22 protein-coding genes and 2 tRNA genes are annotated in these 20,662 nt (G+C 63.1%); 4 read left to right on the top strand and 20 right to left on the bottom strand.

Annotated features, from left to right (window positions below; all coding sequences use genetic code 11):
• Nucleotides 1-273: 273 nt before the first annotated feature.
• The 13 genes from FGM15_02790 to FGM15_02850 all read right to left on the bottom strand — a co-directional run bounded on the left by FGM15_02790 (nt 274) and on the right by FGM15_02850 (nt 9,607).
• Nucleotides 274-346: transfer RNA gene (locus tag FGM15_02790), tRNA-Ala, on the bottom strand.
• Nucleotides 347-445: 99 nt separating this feature from the next.
• Nucleotides 446-688, bottom strand: a complete 243-nt coding sequence (locus FGM15_02795; GenBank protein MBU3664792.1) for a hypothetical protein — start codon at nt 686-688, stop codon at nt 446-448.
• Between the two features lie 73 nt (nt 689-761).
• Nucleotides 762-1,232: a hypothetical protein gene (locus FGM15_02800; GenBank protein ID MBU3664793.1), complete on the bottom strand. Its 471-nt coding sequence runs from the start codon at nt 1,230-1,232 to the stop codon at nt 762-764.
• Nucleotides 1,233-1,242: 10 nt separating this feature from the next.
• Nucleotides 1,243-1,314, bottom strand: a tRNA-Thr gene (locus FGM15_02805).
• A gap of 36 nt (nt 1,315-1,350) precedes the next feature.
• A complete protein-coding gene (locus FGM15_02810; GenBank protein ID MBU3664794.1) occupies nt 1,351-1,902 on the bottom strand; it encodes a hypothetical protein in 552 nt (183 codons plus the stop codon).
• 21 nt (nt 1,903-1,923) lie between these two features.
• A complete protein-coding gene (locus FGM15_02815; GenBank protein MBU3664795.1) occupies nt 1,924-2,943 on the bottom strand; it encodes a UPF0365 family protein in 1,020 nt (339 codons plus the stop codon).
• Nucleotides 2,944-2,952: 9 nt separating this feature from the next.
• Complete coding sequence (locus tag FGM15_02820) at nt 2,953-3,585, bottom strand: hypothetical protein (protein ID MBU3664796.1); 633 nt, start codon at nt 3,583-3,585, stop codon at nt 2,953-2,955.
• A 705-nt stretch (nt 3,586-4,290) separates the two neighbouring features.
• Complete coding sequence (gene add, locus FGM15_02825; protein ID MBU3664797.1) at nt 4,291-5,286, bottom strand: adenosine deaminase; 996 nt, start codon at nt 5,284-5,286, stop codon at nt 4,291-4,293.
• Nucleotides 5,287-5,338: 52 nt separating this feature from the next.
• Complete coding sequence (locus tag FGM15_02830) at nt 5,339-6,208, bottom strand: TIGR01777 family protein (protein ID MBU3664798.1); 870 nt, start codon at nt 6,206-6,208, stop codon at nt 5,339-5,341.
• Nucleotides 6,208-7,347, bottom strand: coding sequence for an N-acetylmuramoyl-L-alanine amidase (locus FGM15_02835; GenBank protein MBU3664799.1), 1,140 nt, complete (start codon nt 7,345-7,347; stop codon nt 6,208-6,210). Before FGM15_02835 ends, FGM15_02830 begins: the two co-directional genes overlap by 1 nt.
• 32 nt (nt 7,348-7,379) lie before the next feature.
• Nucleotides 7,380-8,138 (bottom strand): tRNA pseudouridine(38-40) synthase TruA, encoded by a 759-nt coding sequence (gene truA, locus FGM15_02840; protein ID MBU3664800.1) that lies wholly within the window; start codon nt 8,136-8,138, stop codon nt 7,380-7,382.
• The gene (gene ruvX / locus FGM15_02845) at nt 8,129-8,542 is read right to left on the bottom strand and encodes a Holliday junction resolvase RuvX (GenBank protein ID MBU3664801.1); all 414 of its coding nucleotides are present in this window, start codon (nt 8,540-8,542) and stop codon (nt 8,129-8,131) included. The genes truA and ruvX overlap by 10 nt, the downstream gene beginning before the upstream one ends.
• Nucleotides 8,543-8,545: 3 nt before the next feature.
• A complete protein-coding gene (locus FGM15_02850; protein MBU3664802.1) occupies nt 8,546-9,607 on the bottom strand; it encodes a mannose-1-phosphate guanyltransferase in 1,062 nt (353 codons plus the stop codon).
• A gap of 163 nt (nt 9,608-9,770) precedes the next feature.
• Between FGM15_02850 and FGM15_02855 the strand changes: the two genes are divergently transcribed.
• Entirely contained in the window at nt 9,771-10,067 is a 297-nt protein-coding gene (locus tag FGM15_02855; GenBank protein ID MBU3664803.1) for a hypothetical protein, read from the top strand.
• Nucleotides 10,064-10,636 carry a septum formation protein Maf gene (gene maf, locus FGM15_02860; protein ID MBU3664804.1) on the top strand — a complete coding sequence of 191 codons (573 nt, stop codon included), beginning with the start codon at nt 10,064-10,066 and terminating at the stop codon, nt 10,634-10,636. The genes FGM15_02855 and maf overlap by 4 nt, the downstream gene beginning before the upstream one ends.
• A 6-nt stretch (nt 10,637-10,642) precedes the next feature.
• On the opposite strand, the gene dnaB is transcribed toward maf, so the two are convergent.
• From dnaB to FGM15_02875, 3 genes are all read right to left on the bottom strand, one after another.
• Nucleotides 10,643-12,112, bottom strand: coding sequence for a replicative DNA helicase (gene dnaB / locus FGM15_02865; GenBank protein MBU3664805.1), 1,470 nt, complete (start codon nt 12,110-12,112; stop codon nt 10,643-10,645).
• Between the two features lie 89 nt (nt 12,113-12,201).
• Entirely contained in the window at nt 12,202-12,741 is a 540-nt protein-coding gene (locus FGM15_02870; GenBank protein ID MBU3664806.1) for a 50S ribosomal protein L9, read from the bottom strand.
• Between the two features lie 65 nt (nt 12,742-12,806).
• Entirely contained in the window at nt 12,807-13,787 is a 981-nt protein-coding gene (locus FGM15_02875) for an alpha/beta hydrolase (protein ID MBU3664807.1), read from the bottom strand.
• 31 nt (nt 13,788-13,818) lie between these two features.
• Here FGM15_02875 and FGM15_02880 point away from each other — a divergent pair, with 31 nt between their 5' ends.
• Nucleotides 13,819-14,331, top strand: a complete 513-nt coding sequence (locus tag FGM15_02880; protein MBU3664808.1) for an NUDIX domain-containing protein — start codon at nt 13,819-13,821, stop codon at nt 14,329-14,331.
• Nucleotides 14,332-14,490: 159 nt separating this feature from the next.
• Entirely contained in the window at nt 14,491-15,036 is a 546-nt protein-coding gene (locus FGM15_02885) for a GNAT family N-acetyltransferase (protein ID MBU3664809.1), read from the top strand.
• A 33-nt stretch (nt 15,037-15,069) separates the two neighbouring features.
• Here FGM15_02885 and FGM15_02890 read toward each other — a convergent pair whose 3' ends face one another.
• From FGM15_02890 to galE, 4 genes are all read right to left on the bottom strand, one after another.
• Nucleotides 15,070-15,900, bottom strand: a complete 831-nt coding sequence (locus FGM15_02890) for a glutamate racemase (GenBank protein ID MBU3664810.1) — start codon at nt 15,898-15,900, stop codon at nt 15,070-15,072.
• Nucleotides 15,901-15,909: 9 nt separating this feature from the next.
• A complete protein-coding gene (locus FGM15_02895; GenBank protein ID MBU3664811.1) occupies nt 15,910-17,226 on the bottom strand; it encodes a UDP-glucose/GDP-mannose dehydrogenase family protein in 1,317 nt (438 codons plus the stop codon).
• 48 nt (nt 17,227-17,274) lie between these two features.
• Nucleotides 17,275-19,590: an LPS-assembly protein LptD gene (locus tag FGM15_02900; GenBank protein ID MBU3664812.1), complete on the bottom strand. Its 2,316-nt coding sequence runs from the start codon at nt 19,588-19,590 to the stop codon at nt 17,275-17,277.
• A gap of 73 nt (nt 19,591-19,663) precedes the next feature.
• Nucleotides 19,664-20,635, bottom strand: coding sequence for a UDP-glucose 4-epimerase GalE (galE, locus tag FGM15_02905; GenBank protein ID MBU3664813.1), 972 nt, complete (start codon nt 20,633-20,635; stop codon nt 19,664-19,666).
• Nucleotides 20,636-20,662: the final 27 nt, after the last annotated feature.

Below are 20,662 nucleotides of genomic sequence, written 5' to 3' on the forward strand. Positions count from 1 at the left end.
GCGCACCATGGGATGTGGCATTCAAACTGGTGCGCAACGAATACCGCCAGCGCGTGAGTATGCAACTCGAGGTGCAACATCTCCGCTCCGCCGCCAGCTGACGTCGAACTTCTCAAAGCGACGCCTACCTATGCTCTCCTTGGATGAACTTCTGGGAGGATGCAGGATTGAAAAACTCCACGGCTTGCGATCCTGTGCGCCGCCCAGGTGGTAATGCCCCGGGCCACCTCTGCCTTCGGACGCGTCCCCAGCAAAAACGTTGGAGGCGAGAAATGGAGCCATGGGGATTCGAACCCCAGACCTCCTCAATGCCATTGAGGCGCTCTACCAACTGAGCTATGACCCCTCGGAGAAGACAGGAAACTAAGGGCGGCGCGTTTTTGTGTCAAGGATGCCACCAGCAGCAAACCGCACAAGGCGGACGGATTGCATCACCGGGACCGGTCTACTGCTCTTTTTTCCATTGCTTGAACGACATGATCCGTGACGGCGGGAGGCCTGACTTTTCGCGTTCAAGGTTGGCGGACTGCTCGCGTCGGACGTAGGCGCGGTAACCTTCCTCATGCCGCACATTCATGTCGTTGACCATCGTTCCGACACCAACGCCGCAAGCAACCAAGGAGCAACCCTGCAAGGCAAGCAAACACGCGAGCGAGGCGGCAATCAGGAAGACTTTGGGAAGTTTCATCGCTGACAAAGTCAACAACAGCGCCGCGACTCACCAAGGATATGGGCGCTGACGCAGGGCGCCACGCCGAGAATCACTCGTCATCGCTCATGAATTCCTTGTGGCCTTCGCGTCGGCTTTGATTGATCGCCATGAGCTGATTTTTTGCCTCTTCCCAGTTCCCCGCCGTGATGGACTGCGCAAGGCTGTCGGTCAGTTTGATCAGTTCATCAACCTGCTGGCGGTAGCTTTCCAAGAACGCGGCCTGCTGGTCAGCCGGAATTTCGGAGAGTTTTTCAGGCTTCAGCTCCTTGGCCGCCACTGCGGCGTCCTTTAGCTTCGCGGCGAGGTCGAGATAAGTTTGTTTGTCCGCCTCGACGGGCGCCTCCATCGCTGTCTTGAGCCCGCGATAAGCATCCTTCATGTGCTTCATCTCGCTTTCCAACTCGGTGCCTGCGCGCAGGGTCAGAGCAGAAGCGACGATGAGAGAGACGGAAAGAATTGCTGCGCGATGTTTCATGCACACGGCATAGCACCATCTTCCAGCGAAGCAAAGCGCCCACATCCACAAGGAAAGCCGGCAGTCGGGCTCGAACCGACGACCGCCCGATTACAAATCGGGTGCTCTACCACTGAGCTATGCCGGCGCTAAAAGAAAAAGCATCACCCGCGCGCGCGCGGTGTCAAGGCACGAAGAAGGCGGGCATCTCACCGGCAGGGCGCAAACCGCGCGGCTTGCCGAGAATTTCCGCGAGGATGACGGCGTGGCGTTGGTTGGCACGGCCGGACAGCAAAGATCGAATCCCGGAAACCCGCGGGGGTTCAGCGACGCGTTCAGCGGCGGCGAATGCCCCGGCCAAACGCGAAGTCTTTTCGTCCGGTTTTACCGGTTGAGTTCGTTTGATCGCTGGTGACGAAACAACCGGCGCGGCTGTTTCGAGCGAGGCAAACTCTTCGACTTCCTCCTCGAAAGGCATCGCGGGACGCCGGGGCAGAGGCGGCGGCGATTCCTGCGCCGGAAGTCCAAGGGCCTCCATCAATTCGCGCATCGGATCCTGTCCGGGCGTGGGGGTCGGAATGCGCGACGGTTCGGCCCGCGGGCGGATTTGGCGCCGATCGGCCATTTCGCCGGGAGATTTATGACGCGCGGCCTCGCGGCGTTCGGCAGCCTTCTGCAGAACCCAATTCACCAGGCTGATGAGCCCGATGATGACAAGGAGGACGAGTTGTTCCATGACGCGGAACGGCGGAATTTATCAGCGAGCCTCGGCCGGACCACGCTCGGAGCCGGCGATAGATTCGCGCATTTGCGAGTCGGCCTGGATGTTCTTCATCCGCATGTAGTCCATGATACCGAGGTTGCCCGAGCGGAAGGCCTCGGCCATGGCGAGCGGCACCTGCGACTCGGCATCGACGACTTTCGCGCGCATTTCCTGCGTTTTCGCGCGCATTTCCCCTTCGAGCGCAACGGCCGCGGCGCGGCGCACTTCGGCCTTGGCTTGTGCAACAACCTTGTCCGCCTCGGCCTGCTCGGCCTGCAGCTTGGCGCCGACGTTTTCGCCGACATCGACGTCGGCGATATCGACCGACAAAATCTCGAATGCCGTCCCGCTATCAAGCCCCTTTTGCAGGACGACCTTGGAAATGTTGTCCGGGTTTTCCAGAACATCTTTGTAGGAAGCGGCAGAACCGATCGATGTGACGATGCCCTCGCCCACGCGCGCAATGATCGTTTCCTCGGTTGCGCCGCCCACGAAGCGGTCGAGATTCGAGCGCACGGTCACGCGGGCTTTCACTTTCACGCCGATGCCGTCGCGGGCCACGGCGTCAATGGTCGAACGGCCCGACTGGGCGCCGGGACAATCGATGACCTTCGGGTTGATGCTCGTGCGCACCGCTTCCAGGACGGTTTTGGTCGTTCCCTTGATGGCGAGATCGATGGCGCAAGCGCGGTTGAAATCAAGTTTGATCCCGGCCTTGTCCGCCGCAATGAGGGCTAGCACCACCTGGTCCACGTTGCCGCCGGCGAGGTAATGGGCCTCGAGTTCGTCGGTATCCAGCGGGATGCCGGCTTTCACCGCGGTGATGCGGCTGTCCACGATCATTCCGACGGGAACGCGACGGAGCCGCATGCCGACGAGGCGGGCGAAAGAGACGGGCGCGTCGGCGATCTTGGCGCGCAGCCAGATGCCGAAAAAGTTGAAGAGGATGATAAGAAGGACCAGGCCGACAACGATGACCAGCCCCGTGATGACAGTGATGATGATAGGACCCATGTCTTGAAGTTAGGCACTTTCCGGCCGGTGCTCCAACCTCTCTTTTTGGCGCACCACAGTGCGCATCCCGTCGGCGGCAACGACGACAACTTTCTCGCCTTCGGCAAGAAATTCCCCGTCGGTGGAAACATCGATGCGCTTGCCGTCGAAACGGGCCGTGCCGGCGGGACGCAGCGGTGTGAGCGCGATGCCCTCGGCGCCGACAAGATCGCGGCGCCCCGCGGACGCGGAGGGAGAATTTTCACTGCGCCGGAGGATGATGCGCCGTCCGACAAAGCTGCGCGGAAAAAGATAAAGCCAGAGCATGAATCCGGACGCCCCGAGAACGACCACGGCAAAAGAAGCGGCGAGGCCGGCAGCCGAACCGTAATGCGCGAAGACCAAAGCAACGGACACGACAAAACAAAGGCCGCCGAGAATCCCGAGAATGGCACCGGGGAGAAAGACCTCCGCGGCGACAAGAATCAGGCCGGCCGCAAACAGCGTGACGATGAGGACAGGTCCGTCGGGCATGGCATCAGTGGTTGCCCGGCTTCGATTGCGCAGGTGGACGGCCCACGAAGAAGGCGCTGATGCTGTCGCCGACACGAATCGCGGTGTTCGTCGTGGACTGCCAGGTTTTTTCGCCCCAGCGGGATACATGGCCGACAAGTCCTCCGCCCTCGACCCACCGCTCCCCGAGGTCGCCGCTGCTCGCCGACTGCGTGGAAGTTGTCGCGGACGATGACGACGAGGGCGCGGAAGGTTCGACCATGTCAGCCTTGCGCAAAGGTGTGACGATCGATCCGTCTTTGGCGGAAATCTCGATCATGCCGACTTCCGTGCCGCCGGCGTCGAAGAGCCGGACAGTCCAAACCGGCGCACCGCCGCGGTTCTGAAGACGGTAGTCGAGCGAGGAAAAGCCGAGTTTGATTTTGTCCGCTTCCTTGTTCGCGGCGGCGAAAGCGCCGGTTGAATCGAGATTGAGTCCGGCGGCGGCCATCGTTCCCGATTCGGCAAGCGACTGCGCCGCCACGGGAGTGCGCTCGCTGGTGATGCCGGTCGAGGTGACGACGAATTCGCGGATCCCGCCCCGCGCGGCGATGTCCTTGAAACTCAGCATCCATCGTGCGGGCTGCGGGTTGCCATCCGAACCCTTCATTTCAACAAGAGTGGAGAGAAGAGATTCACCCCTTTCGCGGCCCACGGTGCGCAAAGCGCTGTAGGCGGGAAGCTGCCCGGACTGGGCCGAAGCCACGGCCATGGTGGCGAAGGCAAAAAGCAAAACGCAGAACAAACGGTTCATGCGTTTATTTAGAACCTGCTCCGCCGCCATTTCCAGCGCGGAAAAAACGCAAGCGGCAAGGCTCAAGCTGGCGCCCCGCTGCGCAGGCGGACTTTCTCCTGTTCAGGCAAGAAAGCGATATCCCAGGCGTTTTCCAAAGCGCGGGCCACGAGCGTTTCGTCGAGCCCGGCCGCGGGTGCGGCCACATCGAGTTCGTGCGGCAGGTCGATGCCGCTGATTCCGGGGTCGTCGGTGTTGATGGTGGCAAGGAGCCCGGCTTCGAGAAACCGCTTCAGCGGATGTGAGGCGTAATCCCTTACCGTGCTGGTCTGAACGTTGCTGGTCAGGTTGGCCTCAATACCGATGCGCTGATCACGGAGCATATCAATGACGGAAGGATCCTCCACCGCGCGCACCGCGTGGCCGATGCGGACGGCGCCAAGTTTTTCCACGGCGGTGGCGATGCTCGAGGCACCGGCGGCCTCCCCGGCATGCACGGTGACCTGCCAGCCGGCATCACGGGCCGCGCGGAAATGTTCGACAAAAAGTTCCGCCGGCCAGTTTCCTTCGTCTCCCGCAAGATCGAGGGCCGTCAGATGCCCGCGGTGATCGAGCAACGCACGCAACTCGCGACGTGCCCGAACCGGACCGTAAGTGCGCGTGAGGATTCCGATGAGGTTGACGCGCACACCGGTGGCGCCTTCGCCCTCGCGCGCACCTTCGACAACAGCCGCCGTGACGCGCGACGGGTCGAGATTATGGGCATCGGCCATAAAGAGCGGGCTGAAGCGCAACTCGATGTAGCGGATCCCCTCGCGCTTGGCGTCCTCGACATTTTCCCGTGCAACGCGGCGACACGCGTCATAGTCGGCGAGAACGGCGGTCATCCATTTGAATTTGGCGAGAAACTCCACGAGACCCGGCTGCGGTGTGGTGACGACGACATGCGGACGCAGACCGTCCGGCGTCCAAGCGGGCAGCGGGATGCCATGTTTGCGCCCCAGGTCGAGAATGGTTTCGAGGCGCACGCTGCCGTCAAGATGACGGTGCAGATCGATAAGCGGAGGGCGCGGCAGCATTCGGCGAAAAAGAATCCCGCGCAGCCGGAGCCGCGACAAGACCATTCGGGGATCAATCCACGATGTCGCGCAGGGCGGCACCGACGTCCGTGAACACGTAGTCGTAACCGCCGGCGAGCGCCACCCCGGGGAGAACGCGCGAGCTGTCGAGAAGAAGCGATGCCATGCGGCCGAGCACCAGACGCAGCAAAAACGAGGGCGCGTGGAAAATCGCCGGGCGATGAACGGCGCCGGAGAGATCGCGGGTGAACTCCGCGTTTGTCAACGGATGAGGCATGACTGCATTGAGAGGTCCGCGCACGGCCCCATTCTCCGCGGCCCAGAGCGCCATGCCGGCCACATCATCCACGTGGATGCACGACATCCATTGACGGCCGCTGCCAAGACGTCCGCCCAATCCGGCGCGGAAGACCGGAAGCATGATGTTCATCGCCCCGCCACGACCGAGAACGAAACCCGTGCGCAGCAGCACGAGGCGCGCGCCCGATCGGGAAATTTTTTCCGCCTCGCCTTCCCACGCGCGGCACACATCGGCGAGGAATCCGGAACCTGCAGGGGACTGCTCGGTGACTTCGTGATCGCCGGTGTTGCCGTAGAAACCGACGGCCGAGCCGCTGACAAGGACGCGCGGCGGTTGCTTCGAGCGCGCAAATCCTTCGGCGATACTCCGCGTGCCGAGCACACGGCTGGCCATGATGCGATTCCGCTTATCCGCGGTCCAACGGCCAAACACCGGCTCTCCGGCCAGATGCAGGACGGCATCGAGGCCGTCAACATCCGCCGGTCGACCCGGCACGAACAGGCGGGCGGAGGATTCCCGCGGGCGGCGGCTGAAAGGCACCACGTCCCATCCTCGTGCGGCGGCCAGCTGCATCGCGCGGGAACCGATGAAGCCGCTTGCCCCGGTGATGCCGAGCCTCATCAGTCGAAGCGGCGGTGAAGCCAGCGGTAGGGGAAACGGTTCCCGGGGCAATCGGTAGGCTTCGGGTTGATCTCACGGTGCGCCTTGACGATGACGGCGCGACCTTTGCTGCGGCCGACACGCGAGCGCAGATAGCGGATGAGTTCCTCCAGCGCGCCGAGCTGCGCGGTCGTGGGTGTGTCCCGGTTGAAATCGCCGACGAAACAAATGCCGAGGGCAATGTTGTTCAGGTAATCGCTGGCCACATGCCCGCCATTGATCTGCCGCGTCCAGCGCGGGCCGATCTCGATTTCGCCGTCACCGGACGAAGTGCCGTTGCCTATGACAAAGTGGTAAGCGAGGCCGTTTTCCATGCGCCGAACGTTTTTGTGGTAGTGGTCGAAGATCCGAGCATTACCCTGCCGCGTGCCGCTGTTGTGCACCACGATGTATTGCCAGCGCCCGCGTTTGACGGGCGCACGATCGATGGCCGCACGGACCGGGCGCGTGAGGTAACGGTAGCGCGGGCCGCCGAGTCCGAGAAATCCTCCGCGCTCAGGCGGGGGTGGCGGAACCAGTCCCTGATCTTCCTCCAGTCCCGACTTTTCGACCACAATCTGGGCCTCGGGAGCCTCGCCGGCAGCGGGCGCAGGAGAAGCCGCGGCGGATTCCGAAGGACGCGGAGGAGGAAGCTTGATGATGTCCTCCTGCGTTTTTTCACGAGGCGGGGCTTTGATCACCGGTGTTGCTTCCTCCCGAGCCGGGGACAGAACAAGGTCGTCCGGCTCGTCCACCACGAGCGGCACCGCCTCGTTTATGGCCGGTGTCGCCTTCGGCTTCGGTGGGGGAGTCTGCTTCGGGGCGGGACGCGGCTTCGGCTTGTCAGGCGTCGGAGCCGGCTTGGGCGGAGGAAGTTTGATATCCTCACGCGGCGCTTCCTCGGCTCGCGCCGTCGGACGCGGGCGAGGTTGCGGACGCACGGGCGCGGGCGCCGGCGCCGATGCAGGTTCGGGTTCGATCGATTCGCGTGCGCGAAGGAAAAGTTCGCGTTTCCTTTTTTCCTCATCGGAAACCTGCGCCTTCAGTGCGGGTGCGCTCAACCGCACGAAGCACAGGCACAGGAGAGTGAGGACGATGACTGGGCGATGCGCGGGACGCACGGCTGCAAAGTATGGGCGCCGGGAAAGCTAATTCAACCCTGATGCTTGCGGCGCACATAATCGACGCGCACCAGGTAGAGACCCGCGGCCGGCGCAACTTCACGGGGAAGCCGCGAGTCGCAACCTTCGAGCCGGGCAAGGAGGTCCCCAAGACCGGCCTTTCCTTGGGCGAAGCGCACCATGGCGGCCGCAAGCATGCGGACCATTTTGTAGAGGAAGCCGTCGCCTTCGAAGCGCAAGCGAACACGCGGCCCCCGCGCCGTGACGGTCACGGAGCGCAGGTGCCGCACGGTGCTATGGACGGGCGTGCCGCGGTTGGCGGCGAAGCCGCGAAAATCGTGCCGTCCCCGCAGGGCTTGTGCGGCTTGGCGCAGCAGGCTGACATCGGGCGCGGGACGCACATGCCAACAGCGGCCGGCGAGATGCGGCGGCAGCACTTCGCCGGTCCAAATCAAGTAATCGTAAGATTTTCCGGTGGCCGAATACCGCGCGTGAAAATCACGCGACGCGCGAATGCATGAGAGAATGCGGACGGATGGAGGCAGCACGGCGTTGACGGCACGCTGCCAGGATCGCGGGTCGCGGCCGTCGGGCACATCGACATGGGCAACCTGTCCGGTCGCATGCACGCCGGTGTCGGTGCGGCCGGAACCCTGCACCGAGACCGGGGCACCCCCGGCGCAGCAAGCGAAGGCTTCGCGCAGGACATCCTGCACCGCACCGCCTTCGCGCTGGCTTTGCCAGCCGCGGAAGGCCGCACCGTCGTAAGCAACCCGGAGCTTCAGTCGCATGGATTGCGGTCGAGCCAACTCTGCAGGAGAATCTGCGCCGCGACTTGATCGACAACTTCGCGCTGGTCGCGCGCCTTGCGTCCGCTCTCACGCAGGGCGCGCTGGGCCGCCACGGTGGTGAGTCGCTCGTCCCACAGATCGACGGGACAAGCCGCACGGGCGCGCAATTTTTCCGCGAACGAGCGCGCCGCCTCGGCGGCGGGTCCGTAGGTGCCGTCCATGTTTCGCGGCAAACCGACGAGCACCCTCGATGGCCGCAATTCATCGACGGCGGACGCCACGGCGTCGAGGGCTGCCTCACCGCCGGGCAGTGTTTTCCATGGTTGGGCCAGCATCCCGAGTTCGTCGCTCACGGCGACGCCTGTGCGGGCGGACCCCAGATCGACGGCCATGACACGGCTCATCGCTTATTGCAGCCGCTCCGGCAACTGCGGGACAAGTTTCTTGATGTTTTCCGCTTCGCTGCGGTGGCAGACCAAAAGAGCGTCGTCGGTGTCCACGATGATGAGATCTTTCACGCCGAAGAGTGCCACGTGTTTGCCGCGCGAGGAAAAAACAATGTTGTCGGCAGAGTTGCATCCGGTCACCGGAACATTCGCGGCGTTGCCGTCCGCGGTCTTGCCGAGGTAGTTGGCCGCGGCGAGCCAACTCCCGACGTCGTCCCAGTCGAAACCGGCCTCCAGCTCCAGAACATGCGCCGCTTTTTCCATCACGGCGTAATCGACGGATATTTTCGGGAGTTTCGGGAATTCGGACCGCAGCAGATCGGGAAGATCCGCGGCCGTCCTCATGCGCGCGACAAACGCCGCGAGTTCCGGCGCGTGCTTGGCCAGCTCGCCCATGATCGCGGGGATGGACCAGATGAACATGCCGGCGTTCCAGCGGAAATTCCCCTGCCGGAGAAAAGACTCGGCCATTTCGGGATCGGGCTTCTCGCGGAATCTCTTCACCTCGTGAATCGCGGGCTCCCCGTCGTTGATACGGCGGCCCTGTTCGATGTATCCGAAGCCCGGACAAGCCCAAGTCGGTTTGATTCCTATGGTCAGCAGCGCACCGGACTCCGCGGCGGCGCGTGCACCGGCGCGCAGATCGCGTCCGAACGTCGCGGTGTCTTTGATGAGATGATCGGCCGGCAGCACGGCCATGACAGCTTGTGGGTCGCGCCGCAGGACCAACCCGACACCAAGCGCGACAGCGGGAGCGGTGTCCCTCTTTGCCGGTTCGGCCACGATATTCCCCGGTGGCAATGCGCCGCACTCGGCACGCACGGCAGCTTCCTGCTCGCTGTTGGTGAGCACGAAGATCCGGTCCGACGGAACGATGGCGGAGACCCGGGCCAGCGTCTCACCGAGCATCGTGCGTTCGGAAAAAAGCTTCAGAAGTTGCTTGGGACGGGCGCGACGGCTGCAGGGCCAGAACCTCTCGCCGCTGCCGCCGGCGAGCACGAGGACATAAAGATCGGGATCCATCATGCACAGTCTGTCCGCTCCGCCGCCGCGGGTGCAACAATAGAACCTGTGCCGAAACTTGGGGCGGTGGCGCAGGACCCGGATTGAGATTTCGGTCGAAAAAAATCCCGCGGCTGTCTGTTGCGGTTGCAAGGCGGCCCTCGTTGGGGTATGGGTCACCTTCATGGCTCCCATCTTGGACAAGTTTTCCCGAAATCTTTCGGCCACATCCGTTGCCGCGGCGGCTGAAATGGCCGTCGGCGTGGGCGCGGGCCTGCTGGTTGCAGACCAACTCGGCAAAGGCGCGCGCCAGAAACTCGGACTGATCGCGCTTGTCGCGGGGCTCGCCGCCACCGTTCCGTTGCTTATAGGCGCCGGCGTGCGCGTCAACCGCGAACTCGGCGAAGGCCGGCGCACGCGTCGCCGCCTCGAGACCATACGTCACGACCACGGATTCGCGGACGACGGCGATTTTTATTGAGCTGTCCGCGCATCGTCCTGGCGTCCGCCTCGCCCCGGCGACGGGAGCTTCTCGCCAAGGCAGGCGTGGAGTTCACGGTCGACGCATCGTCAGCGGCTGAATCCTCGGAAGCCGGGGAAGGCTTGGCCTCTTTGGTCCTGGCCAATGCGCGGGCGAAGGCCCTCGAGGTGGCGGCGCGGCATCCGGGGGCCGTGGTCATCGGCGCGGACACGCTGGTGTGGATGGACGGGCGCCCCTTGGGCAAACCATCCAACAAAGACGAGGCCCGCGAAATGCTGGAGGCGCTTTCCGGGCGCGTGCACGAGGTGGCCACCGGCGTGCATCTGGTGCGCCTTGAGCCCCGCAGGCATGCGGAGTTTCACGAGGTGACGCGTGTCCGGTTCCGGCGGCTCGATGACCGTGCTATCGGGGGCTACCTCGCGAAGGTGGATGTGCTCGACAAGGCCGGGGCTTACGCGTTGCAGGAGTTCGGGGACCTGCTGGTGGAATCCCTCGAGGGCAGCCGATCGAACGTCGTGGGGCTTCCGGTCACGCGGACGCTCGCGGCGTTGGAGCGCTTCGCGGGTTGACGTCCGCTACTCGCCTTCGCCGGGGTCGCGCTCGAAGGCGGCGTTTTCGAACCGTGTGTATTCCCTGATGAACGTGAGCGGAATGTCGCCGATCGGGCCGTTGCGCTGCTTGGCAATGATCAGATCCGCCTTGCCGGCGACGCCTGCGCGGTCTTCCTGGTTTTCTTCGTAAACCTCGGGACGCACGAGAAGCGCGACGACGTCGGCATCTTGTTCGATCGCGCCTGATTCGCGTAGGTCGGAAATGCGCGGCTTGCCGCCCGTGCGCTGGTCGGGCTGGCGGTTGAGCTGCGAAAGCACGATGATGGGGATCCCGAGTTCCTTGGCCAGCGCTTTGATCCCCGAGGAAATTTCCGCGATTTCGATCTGGCGGTTGTCCTGTCCGCGCCGGCTCGTCGAGCGGCAAAGCTGCAAGTAGTCGATGGCCAGCAACTCGATGCGCTCGCGATCGCGCAGCCGTCGGGCCTTGGCGCGCAACTCGAGGATGCTGAGGCTCGGCGTGTCGTCGATGAAGATCGCGCTCTCGCTCAGCACGGCCGCCGCGTCGTTGAGCTTGCCGTGCTCGGCTCGCGCAAGCATGCCGGACCGGATTTTCTTCATGTTGATCCGCGCACGGGAGCAGAGCATGCGCTGCACGAGTTGCTGCGTGCTCATTTCGAGACTGAAGACGCCCACCGGCTTGGGCTCCTCGGGATTCAGCGCGATGTGCTCGACGATGTTCATGGCGAGCGCGGTTTTGCCCATCGAAGGGCGCGCCGCGATGATGATCATCTCGCCGGCGTGGAGACCGTCGGTCATCTGGTCGAAAAGGGTGAAGCCCGTTGCCAGACCGCTGATCCTCCCCCGCTGCTGATACATTTTCTCGATGTTTTCCAAGGCGGAGAACACCTCGTCGCGCATGGCCGGCGAAGCTTTGCGGTGACGCGTCTCGCCGATGGAAAAAATCTCGCGCTCCACGTCGTCGAGCAACTGCGGCACGTCGCCCTGTTCGTCATAGCAACGCGCGGCAGCGGTCGTGCATGCCGTGATCATGCGCCGGAGGAGCGATTTTTCGCGGACGATCTCCAGGTAATGCGCGGCGTTGGCCGAGGTGGGGACGTAGCCGAACAATTCGGTAACGGCACCCGGCCCACCCACGCTGTCGAGGAGGTTGGTGTCGCGCAAACGGTTGGTCAGCGTGATGACGTCGATCGGTTGGTTGCCCGACCACATCTCGACGAGCACGCGGAAAATCGTGCCGTGGGCCGGCGTGTAAAACGCCTCCTCGGTGATTTGTTCGGCGCACTCGTTGAGCACATCGCGCGGCGAGAGCAGGATCGAACCGAGCAAGCCTTTCTCGGCATCGGTGTTCTGCGGCAGGGTCCGGTGAGCGTCGGTTGCAACCGCGGCCTTGGATGCGGCTTGGCCGTTGCGCCGTGGGCCGGAACCGCCGCGCCGCGCGGCAGATGCTCCGGTCAGATCAACCTGCGGTGTCATGGGGACGATAAGTTTGCCGCCGGAGGGAGTCCGCGGTCAAACGCGGACAGACCGGCATGGCAAAAAATGGCGGGGCCGGCGAAGCTTTCTCAGGCCTCGGCGTCAGGCTCTTTGCGGGCGCGGGGGCGGGGCTTCGAGTCGGCAGCCGCCTCTTCGTCGGCCACGGGCTTCGGATTTTTCGAGGCAACGCTGAGCTTGATCGCGGCGTGCACTTCCGGGTGGATGCGGACATCCACCTGAAAATCGCCCGTTTCCTTGATCGGACGCTCGAGGGCAATGCGGTGGCGGTCGATTTCCTGGCCTGTTTCGGCTTTGACGCGATCGGCGATATCTTTGGCGGTTACCGCGCCGAAAGCCTTGCCGGAATCGCCGGTTTCCAGAACGAACGAAAGCTTGAGTTTGCCCAAGCGCTTGGCGAGGTCGTTGGCCTCGTTGAGTTCGCGCGCCTCGCGCTCGGCACGGCGTGCTTTGAGACTGTTGGTCATGCGCAGGCTGGCGGGCGTCACTTCATGGGCCATACCGCGCGGAATGAGAAAATTGCGGGCGTGGCCGCGGCGGACTTTGACGATGTCCGCCTCGGAGCCGAGGCCGGGGATATGCGCAACGAGGATTACTTCGGTCTGAGACATGGCAAGAAAAGGTTTTGAGCGAACGATGAGGATGCGGCGGAACGATGGGCCTTGTCAATCACGCATCAGGCTTCGGCGACCCGGACCGGTGAAAACAACTCGACGCGGAGGCGCGCAGCGAGGTCCGCCGACCGGTCCAAGGGCGCGAGCGAACCGAAACCCGGCAGGTGATCGAGGCGCACCTCCGGCTCGGGGCGCGAAAGGGCGGCGGGCAGATGGCCCGCGAGGTCTGGCCACAACACTGTGACCGGGACGCAGACGTTCTCGAGCCGAGGCAAAGCCCCGGTGGCGAAACGGCCTGACATGATCCGCTGGATGGCCCAGCCCGCACCATATTGCCGGGCGAAAGAGGAATAAACAGACACCGGCTCTTCAAGATCCAGGGCGGGCGGTCCTTCGCTGCGGCGCGAGGAAAGCCATTTTCCGATGGCTGCGGGCGGAGCGCAGTAGTTCGCGTAGATCCAACGCCGTCCGCGCCCGGACCACGAAGCAGCCCGAGCCGGCGCCGGCGCCCAGCCTGCCAGCCAGCCCTCCGTGCCGGACGGATGAAAAAGAATCAGCCGGGAGACGAATTCGGGATGCTGTGCCGCCGCGAGGCAAGCGAGCGCCGCACCGATGCCGGACGCCACGATCACCGGGCGTCGCCCTGCGCACGTCGCGCGGCAGAACTCGAAAAGGCTCTGCGCGTAATCCTCGGCACGCAGCAGGCGGTCCGGCCGCTCGCTCTCGCCGAAACCGATCCAATCGGGAGCCACGACACGCCGCGCGGGAACAAAAGCCGGGTAAATCTTCGACCATTCGTAGGACGAGGCGCCCGGGAAAAAATCGTGCAGGAAAACCACCGGATCCCCTTCCCCGCTGGCGTGGTAAACCATCTGTCCGCGCGTCGTGCGTTGCACGCGACGGGCGAAAACCGAGGGCGAGATGATGTCCGGCAGCGACGGTGCGGGAACGGGCCTCGTGCGCAGACGGAGTGCGACGACCGCGGCGCCGAGCAACCCGGCACCGAGGCCAACGCCGAATCCTTTTTTCCAGAAGGCGGACATTGCCGCCGGATGCTAAGGACGGCGCCGGTCCTTGGCAACGCGACGCTCGCTTGCGCGTCGCGGGTCAGGACGACAGCATGGCGCCGTGCCGAAAAAATACCGCCCCAACGTCGCCGCCGTCGTGCAAGCATCGACGGGACGAGTCCTTATCGGTCAGCGCTCCGACTACCCTTCGAGCTGGCAGTTTCCCCAGGGCGGCATCGACCGAGGGGAAAGTCCCGAGGACGCGGTGAAACGCGAATTGGCCGAGGAAACCGGCGTCCTGCCCGGGACTTATCGCATCCGCGCGCACCGCGGACCTTACCGCTACGATTTTCCGGCCGGGCCGGACCGCCGCGGATTCCATGGACAGGAGCAAACCTACTTCCTTTGTGTGCCCGACGAGGAGGGGGAACCTTCGCCCGACTTGGCAGCGACCTGCGGCGAATTTTCCGCCCTGCGTTGGGTGCACCCGGAAACGTTTCCGATCGATGAAGTTCCCCCCATGAAAAGGGACGTTTACCGCACCGTCTTGCGCGACTTTTTCGGGCTGAGGATCCAGTGATTCGCGTTGACGCGCGGTCGGGGCGGGCTAACGTTACGAAACAACCATGTTCGGTTTCGCATCACTACTAGCGGTTGTGGTCACGGCCCTGCTTGGCACCATATGGTGGGCCTCGCGCCACGACGACCGCAGTTCCTGAGAGACCAACGTTCCACCGCCATGCCCATTCCCTCGAAGCCCCTTCAACTTGCAACCTTCCGCTGGAAACTTTCCGGTCCGGTTGGCTCGGGGGCAGTTTTGCCCAAGCCCTACATTCTGCGGGAAGCCGGCGACCAGGAGCTTGAGGACGCCCTTCGTGTGGTGCAATCCAGCTACAACCTCGACCCGGAATGGAGCGGCGGCGGCAAACACATCGACGAAATCATAATTCCCTCGGTCAAGAGAACCTTCACGCGCGGCGCCAACTGTCTCTTTGTGCTGCACGGCAATCGCGTGATCGCAGCATCGGTTTTCGACCCGGAGCCCCCGGATGGAATCCATCTGATCAGCGGCCCGTGCGTGTTCATCGAATACCGCAACCGCGGTATCGGCGGCGCGTTGCTCGGTGCAACCCTCGAAGCACTGCGCAGTCGAGGAGTGACCGAAGTTCGCGGCCAGACCCGCCCCGGAACGCCTTCAGCCAAATTCCTTTGTTCAAAATTCGGTGGCGAATCCGTCCCTCCTGCGGCACCGGTTGTCGCCGAGGAGTCAGCCGTCGCGGCCTGAGCGGGCACACCCGCCTCCCCGCTTACACTCCTGCTATTGCCCGAAAGGCGGAACGTGCCGCACCGACACTTTGCCGGTGTCGAGTCCCAGAACGCTTCCCGCGACACCGAGAAACCGGTCCGGAGGATCGGTGAAGGAAATCGCGAGGGAACCTTCGCCATCCCGGGGCGTTCGGAGATTTTCCCGGTCGAGGATGGCGGCGACAGACCGCGCACAGTTGGCCGCCGAGTCCACAAGGCGGATGCCCGGGCCCGCGGCAAGCGCAATGGCCGGGGCAAGCAGCGGATAGTGCGTGCATCCCAGCACCATGGTGTCGGCATCGGTCCCGCGCACGGCGGACAAATAGCGCTCGAGAACGGCTTCGGTGATCCGGTCCTCCAGCAATCCTTCCTCGATGAGCGGCACGAGCAGCGGACACGCCACGCTCGTCACGCGGATATCGGCCCGTGCCGAACGCAGCGCGTGCTCGTAGGCCGCGCTGCCGATGGTCGCTTTGGTGCCGATTACCGCCACATGACCGCTCCGCGTTGTGTCGAGGGCGGCCTGCACACCCGGGTCGATCACCCCGACGACCGGAACCGGGCAGGTATCCCGCAGTCGCGGCACGGCCAGGGCCGAGGCGGTGTTGCACGCCACGACGATCATTTTGGCCCCCTCCGAAACGAGCAAATGGGCGATCTCGGCCGCATACCGCTCGATGGTCTCGCGCGATTTTCCCCCGTAGGGCACCCGCGCTGTGTCGCCCAAATAAACAATGTCCTCGGCCGGCAGTTCGCGCCGCAGTGCCGACACCACGGTAAGCCCCCCCACGCCGGAATCGAAAACGGCGATGGCCGCTTCAGCAGACGGCGCGACGTGAGGCATGCAGGCGGATCAGGCCGTGCGGCCGATGCCGGAATAGCGGAAGCCGAGTTCCTTCATCGTGCGTGGATCAAAAAGATTGCGGCCGTCGAAAACCAGCGGCGTGTGCATGGCTTCCTTGACCGCACCGAGATCGATCCCGCGGAACTCATCCCACTCGGTGGCAATGACGAGGGCCTCGGCATCTTTGACCGCATCCATGGCTGATCCGGCGAATTCCGCGCCCTCGATAAGCTTGAATTCACGCGCTTTCTCCGCGCCCTTGGGATCGTAAACGCGGACTTTCGCGCCTTCAGCCAGAAGATCGTTCACCACATCGATCGCCACCGAGGAGCGCACGTCGTCGGTGTCCGGTTTGAAGGTCAGGCCCCAGACGGCGATCTTCTTGTCGCGCAACACCCAGAGAGCCTCGCGGATTTTTTTGATGAACCGGGCCCGCGCCTCGCGGTTGATGCGCTGGACCTCTTTCAGCAGGTTGAAAGAAACGCCGAGGTCGTCGCTGATGGCGATGAACGCGGCGATATCCTTCGGGAAACAAGAGCCGCCGTAACCGATGCCGGCGTTGAGGAAGTTCCGGCCGATGCGTTTGTCCAGACCGATGCCGTCGGCCACCATTTCCACGTCCGCGCCGCTGGCCTCGCAGATGGCCGCCACGGCGTTGATGTAGGAAATTTTCAGCGCGAGGAAGGAATTGGCAGCGTGCTTGATCAACTCGGCGCTGTTGATGTCGGTGACGAGCACGGGGGCCTTGAACGGCTCGTAAATCTGCTGCATCAGGCTGACCGCGCGCTCGCTGGCCGCACCGATGACGATGCGGTCGGGGTTCATGAGGTCGCCGACCGCGCAGCCTTCGCGCAGGAATTCGGGGTTGCTCACCACGTCGAACTCCGCCTTGTGCTTGTTGTAGCGGCGGATGGTATCGGCCACTTTTTCGCCGGTTTTCACCGGCACCGTGCTTTTGTCCACGATGACACGGTATTCCTTGAGCACCCCGGCAATCTCGCGGGCGACCTGCTCGATGAAGGAAAGATCCACGCTGCCGTCGGGTTGCGGGGGCGTCGGCACGGCGATAAACACCACATGCGAATCCGCAACGGCCTCGCCGATGTCCCCGGTGAAATGCAGTCGTTTGGCAGCAACGTTGCGGTGGACCAGCTCCTCGAGGCCCGGTTCGTAGATCGGAATTTTACCCGCGCGGAGGGACTCGAGTTTGCGCGGGTCATTGTCAACGCAGATGACGTTGTGACCGACCTCGGCGAAGCAGGCTCCGGTGACGAGGCCGACGTAGCCCGAGCCGATGATGGCGAGTTTGACGGATGGTTTGCTCATGGGAAAATTCAATGCGCTTTGCCGATCGTGGATCGGACTGCGGGATGATCAATATTGCTGGCCCTGCTGCTGGTTGCCAAGCACATCGAAGGCCAGCGGGAGGTTGACCTTCGGTGCGTCCTTGAGGGTGATCATGAGAAGGAGGCCCACGCCGACCTCGCCGCTGGTCTGGCCCCCGTAGGTAGCGCGGTTGTCGGTGACCAGAAAGCCCGCGGAAACGAGCCAGGAACTGAGGTCGCGATGCACCATGTAGCGCTGCACGTCCCATGAACCGTAGGTCACATCGTAGCGGGTGGACGCGCTCACAGCCCAGTTGTCATTGATGCGCCAGTAGCCGCCCACCGTTGCCTGGCTGTCGTTCTGGAAATACGGGCTGTTCTGGATATAGCGCTGCGCGACGAAGAAGGAAAAATCCGGGACCGGCTGCCAGTTGATGTAGGAATTCAAATCGGTGAACCCGCCGCTCGAAACGGCCGACAAGGGCAACTGTGTCTGAGCACCGACGGTGAACCAAGGGACGGGCGAGAATGCCACGTTGTTGTAGATGTTGGAAAATTGCCCGGGGTCGTCGAGGTAAGGATTTTCGAAATTCACGTCGAAAAACGTGTCGAGCGTGAACCACTCGTGGTTGCCGTCGTCGCGGCGCGTGATCAGCCGGTTGTGCACGCCAAGGCGGAGCAGGTTGGAAGACGCAATGCCGTCGATCATGGAGAATTGCGGAAAGTTGAGCGAGGGCAGTATGGACGAAGGCACCACGCGGTCGAACTGGAGTATTTCTTCGGGCGCGAGACCCATGTTCTGCACCCACGCGTAATTGGCAAACGGCTGGATGACATGCATCAGCCCGTCCAGCCCGAGGAGGGTCGATTGGACCTGCTCGAACTTCGCCGAGAGCTTGAACGAGGCCTCGATGCCGGCGTTGACGATCGGGCGGAACGTGCCGTTGTTGTATTCTCCGGTGTAACCGATGTAGTCCGGTGACAGCGTGTCCGAATTCCCCGTGCGGCTGTAGTAAGTGCCGCGGAATCCGACGCGAGGCGTCAGCGAAAGCCACCCGAAGTAAGTCTGCGGGAAAGACAGTTGATGGAACGTGTCGAAGCGGAAAGCGGAATAGTTCTCTAGTCCGGCGGTGTTGCTCAGGACGCCGGGATTGAAGACGGCATCTTGCAACTGCGTGATGTAGCTCGGCGTGTCGCCGGAGGGAAAGTTGCGCTGCAACCAACCGGCCCTGGTCGAACCGTCGTAGAAGATCGGCAGTCCGAAAAGCGGCGTCTGCTTGGCAGTCCAGCTCAGCTCGGGTAGGCGCGAAGTGACCTCCTGCCAGTTGTTCATCTGCCAGCGGACAAGAAGATTCACCTGGAAATTTTCGGTCAGCCAGTTGAACGAGCTGTTGCTGTCGGGCTGCGGGTCCATGACGAATTCGCCGGGAAAAAAGTCCTGCAGGAAATACTGGTCGCTGATGCTGTTGATGTCCGTCGTGGCGTAGATGTCCTCGTTGACAACGAGACGGTTCTGGAAGGAAACAATCCAGCGGTCGTTGCCCGGCGGGTCCGTGCGCGGATAGGCCGTGTCGTTGTTGCCGGGATTGATGTCGTTGGCGTAGTAGGCGCGGAAGCGGCCGTTGCTCGTGTCGTTCGGCCCGTATTTCCCCGAAGTGTCGATGCCGAATGCCACGCCACGCTCGGTGCGGTAATCGAAGCGCGCCAAAGCATCGATTTTGTCGGTCACCGGGAACCGGTAGCCCAGCAAGAAGAAAGCGCCCCAGGTGGAATTGTAGCCGGGTTGGATGTCCCAGCCCGCCTTGCCGAGCGGCGCGTAGAGGTAGGGAAACCAGAACACGGGCGTCTGCCCGACATAGAGCGCGGCATTGGTCAGAATCACGCGATCGTCGGGATAGATGCGCGCACCCTTCGCCTTGATGTGGTAGTCCGGCTGGGAATTGTCGCTGGTGGTGAGCGAGAGCGTGCTCGCCTGGAATTGCTTCAAGCTCGGAGCCCGCAGGCTGACCGCACGGAACTTGTAGATCTGGTCGCCGCCTTCGAAATCCAGCGCGGTGACCTGCCGCTTCTCCAGATTGTAAACCGCGCGCTGCCCGTTGAGGATCTGGCCCTCGTTGTAGATGCGGATGTTGCCGACGAGCAGCACCTCGCGGGTCTCGGGGTTGTATTCCGCGTAGTCGCAATAAATGTCCGTGCCGCGGAAATGGATTTGCACGTTGTTCTCCGCCACCGCGACGCCGCCGTCGAAGCGCGTCTCGCCATCCGACCGGATTTCAACGGGCACATCTGTGAAGCTTCCGAATTGGCCCAGCGCCAAGGACCCGGTCCAAAGGACGGCGAGCAAAGCTACGGCGGGTTTGCGCATGAGCCATGCAGATTAAAAAGCCGCCCCGCCGAATCCAATCAAATGTTGGCCCCGGACCCCGGATTTGACCGGTTCAATCCCCGTAGCCGCCGGGATTTTTCACATGCCAGGCCCAGGCGCTGCGCACTATGGCTTCGATATCCTGGAATTTCGGCTGCCAGCCCAACTCGGAGCGGATCTTGTCGGAGGAGGCAATGAGGCGCGGCGGATCCCCGGGGCGGCGCGGCTTTTCAACGGCCTTGATCTCGCGTCCGGTCACGCGCCGGCAGCAGTCGATCACTTCTTTCACGGAAGTTCCGCCCCCCGTTCCCAAGTTGTAAAATCCGCTCTGCGCTCGGTCCAGGGCGCGGATGTGCGCGTCCGCCAAGTCGAGGATGTGGATGTAGTCGCGGATGCACGTTCCATCGGGCGTCTCGTAATCTGTGCCGTAGATCTCGACGGCGTCTTTTTGACCGAGCGCGACCTTCAGAATGTTGGGGATGAGGTGCGTCTCGATGCGATGATCCTCGCCGAATTTTTCCGAGGCCCCGGCGGCATTGAAATACCGCAGCGCCGTGAAACGCAACCCGTGGATCTCGTCATACCAGCGGAGGATTTTTTCGAACAGCAGCTTGGATTCCCCGTAAGGATTGATCGGCCGCTGCGGCAGTGATTCGTCGATCGGCATCTTCTCCGGGATGCCGAAGGTGGCGCAGGTCGAAGAGAAAACGAAGCGCTTTACCCCGTGCTCGACCATCGCATCGAGGAGGTTGATCCCGCTGGCCACGTTGTTGCGGAAATATTTCGACGGATTGGTCATGGACTCGCCGACCAGCGCGTTGGCGGCGAAGTGCATCACTGCCTCCGGTGCGAACTCCCCCACGGCCAACCCGACCGCCACGCGATCCGCCAGGTCGGCATGGTAAAAAGTCGCCCGCGGATCGACTGCCGCTCGGTGACCCTCGGTGAGATTGTCCAGGACGGCGACCTCGTGCCCGCGGTTCAGCATTTCCTCCACGCAAATGCTCCCGATGTAACCCGCACCGCCCGTGACAAGAATCCTCATAGGGGCTTTATAGCCGCGCTCCGGCGA

This window comes from Chthoniobacterales bacterium, assembly GCA_018883245.1.
Lineage (GTDB): Bacteria > Verrucomicrobiota > Verrucomicrobiia > Chthoniobacterales > JACTMZ01 > JACTMZ01.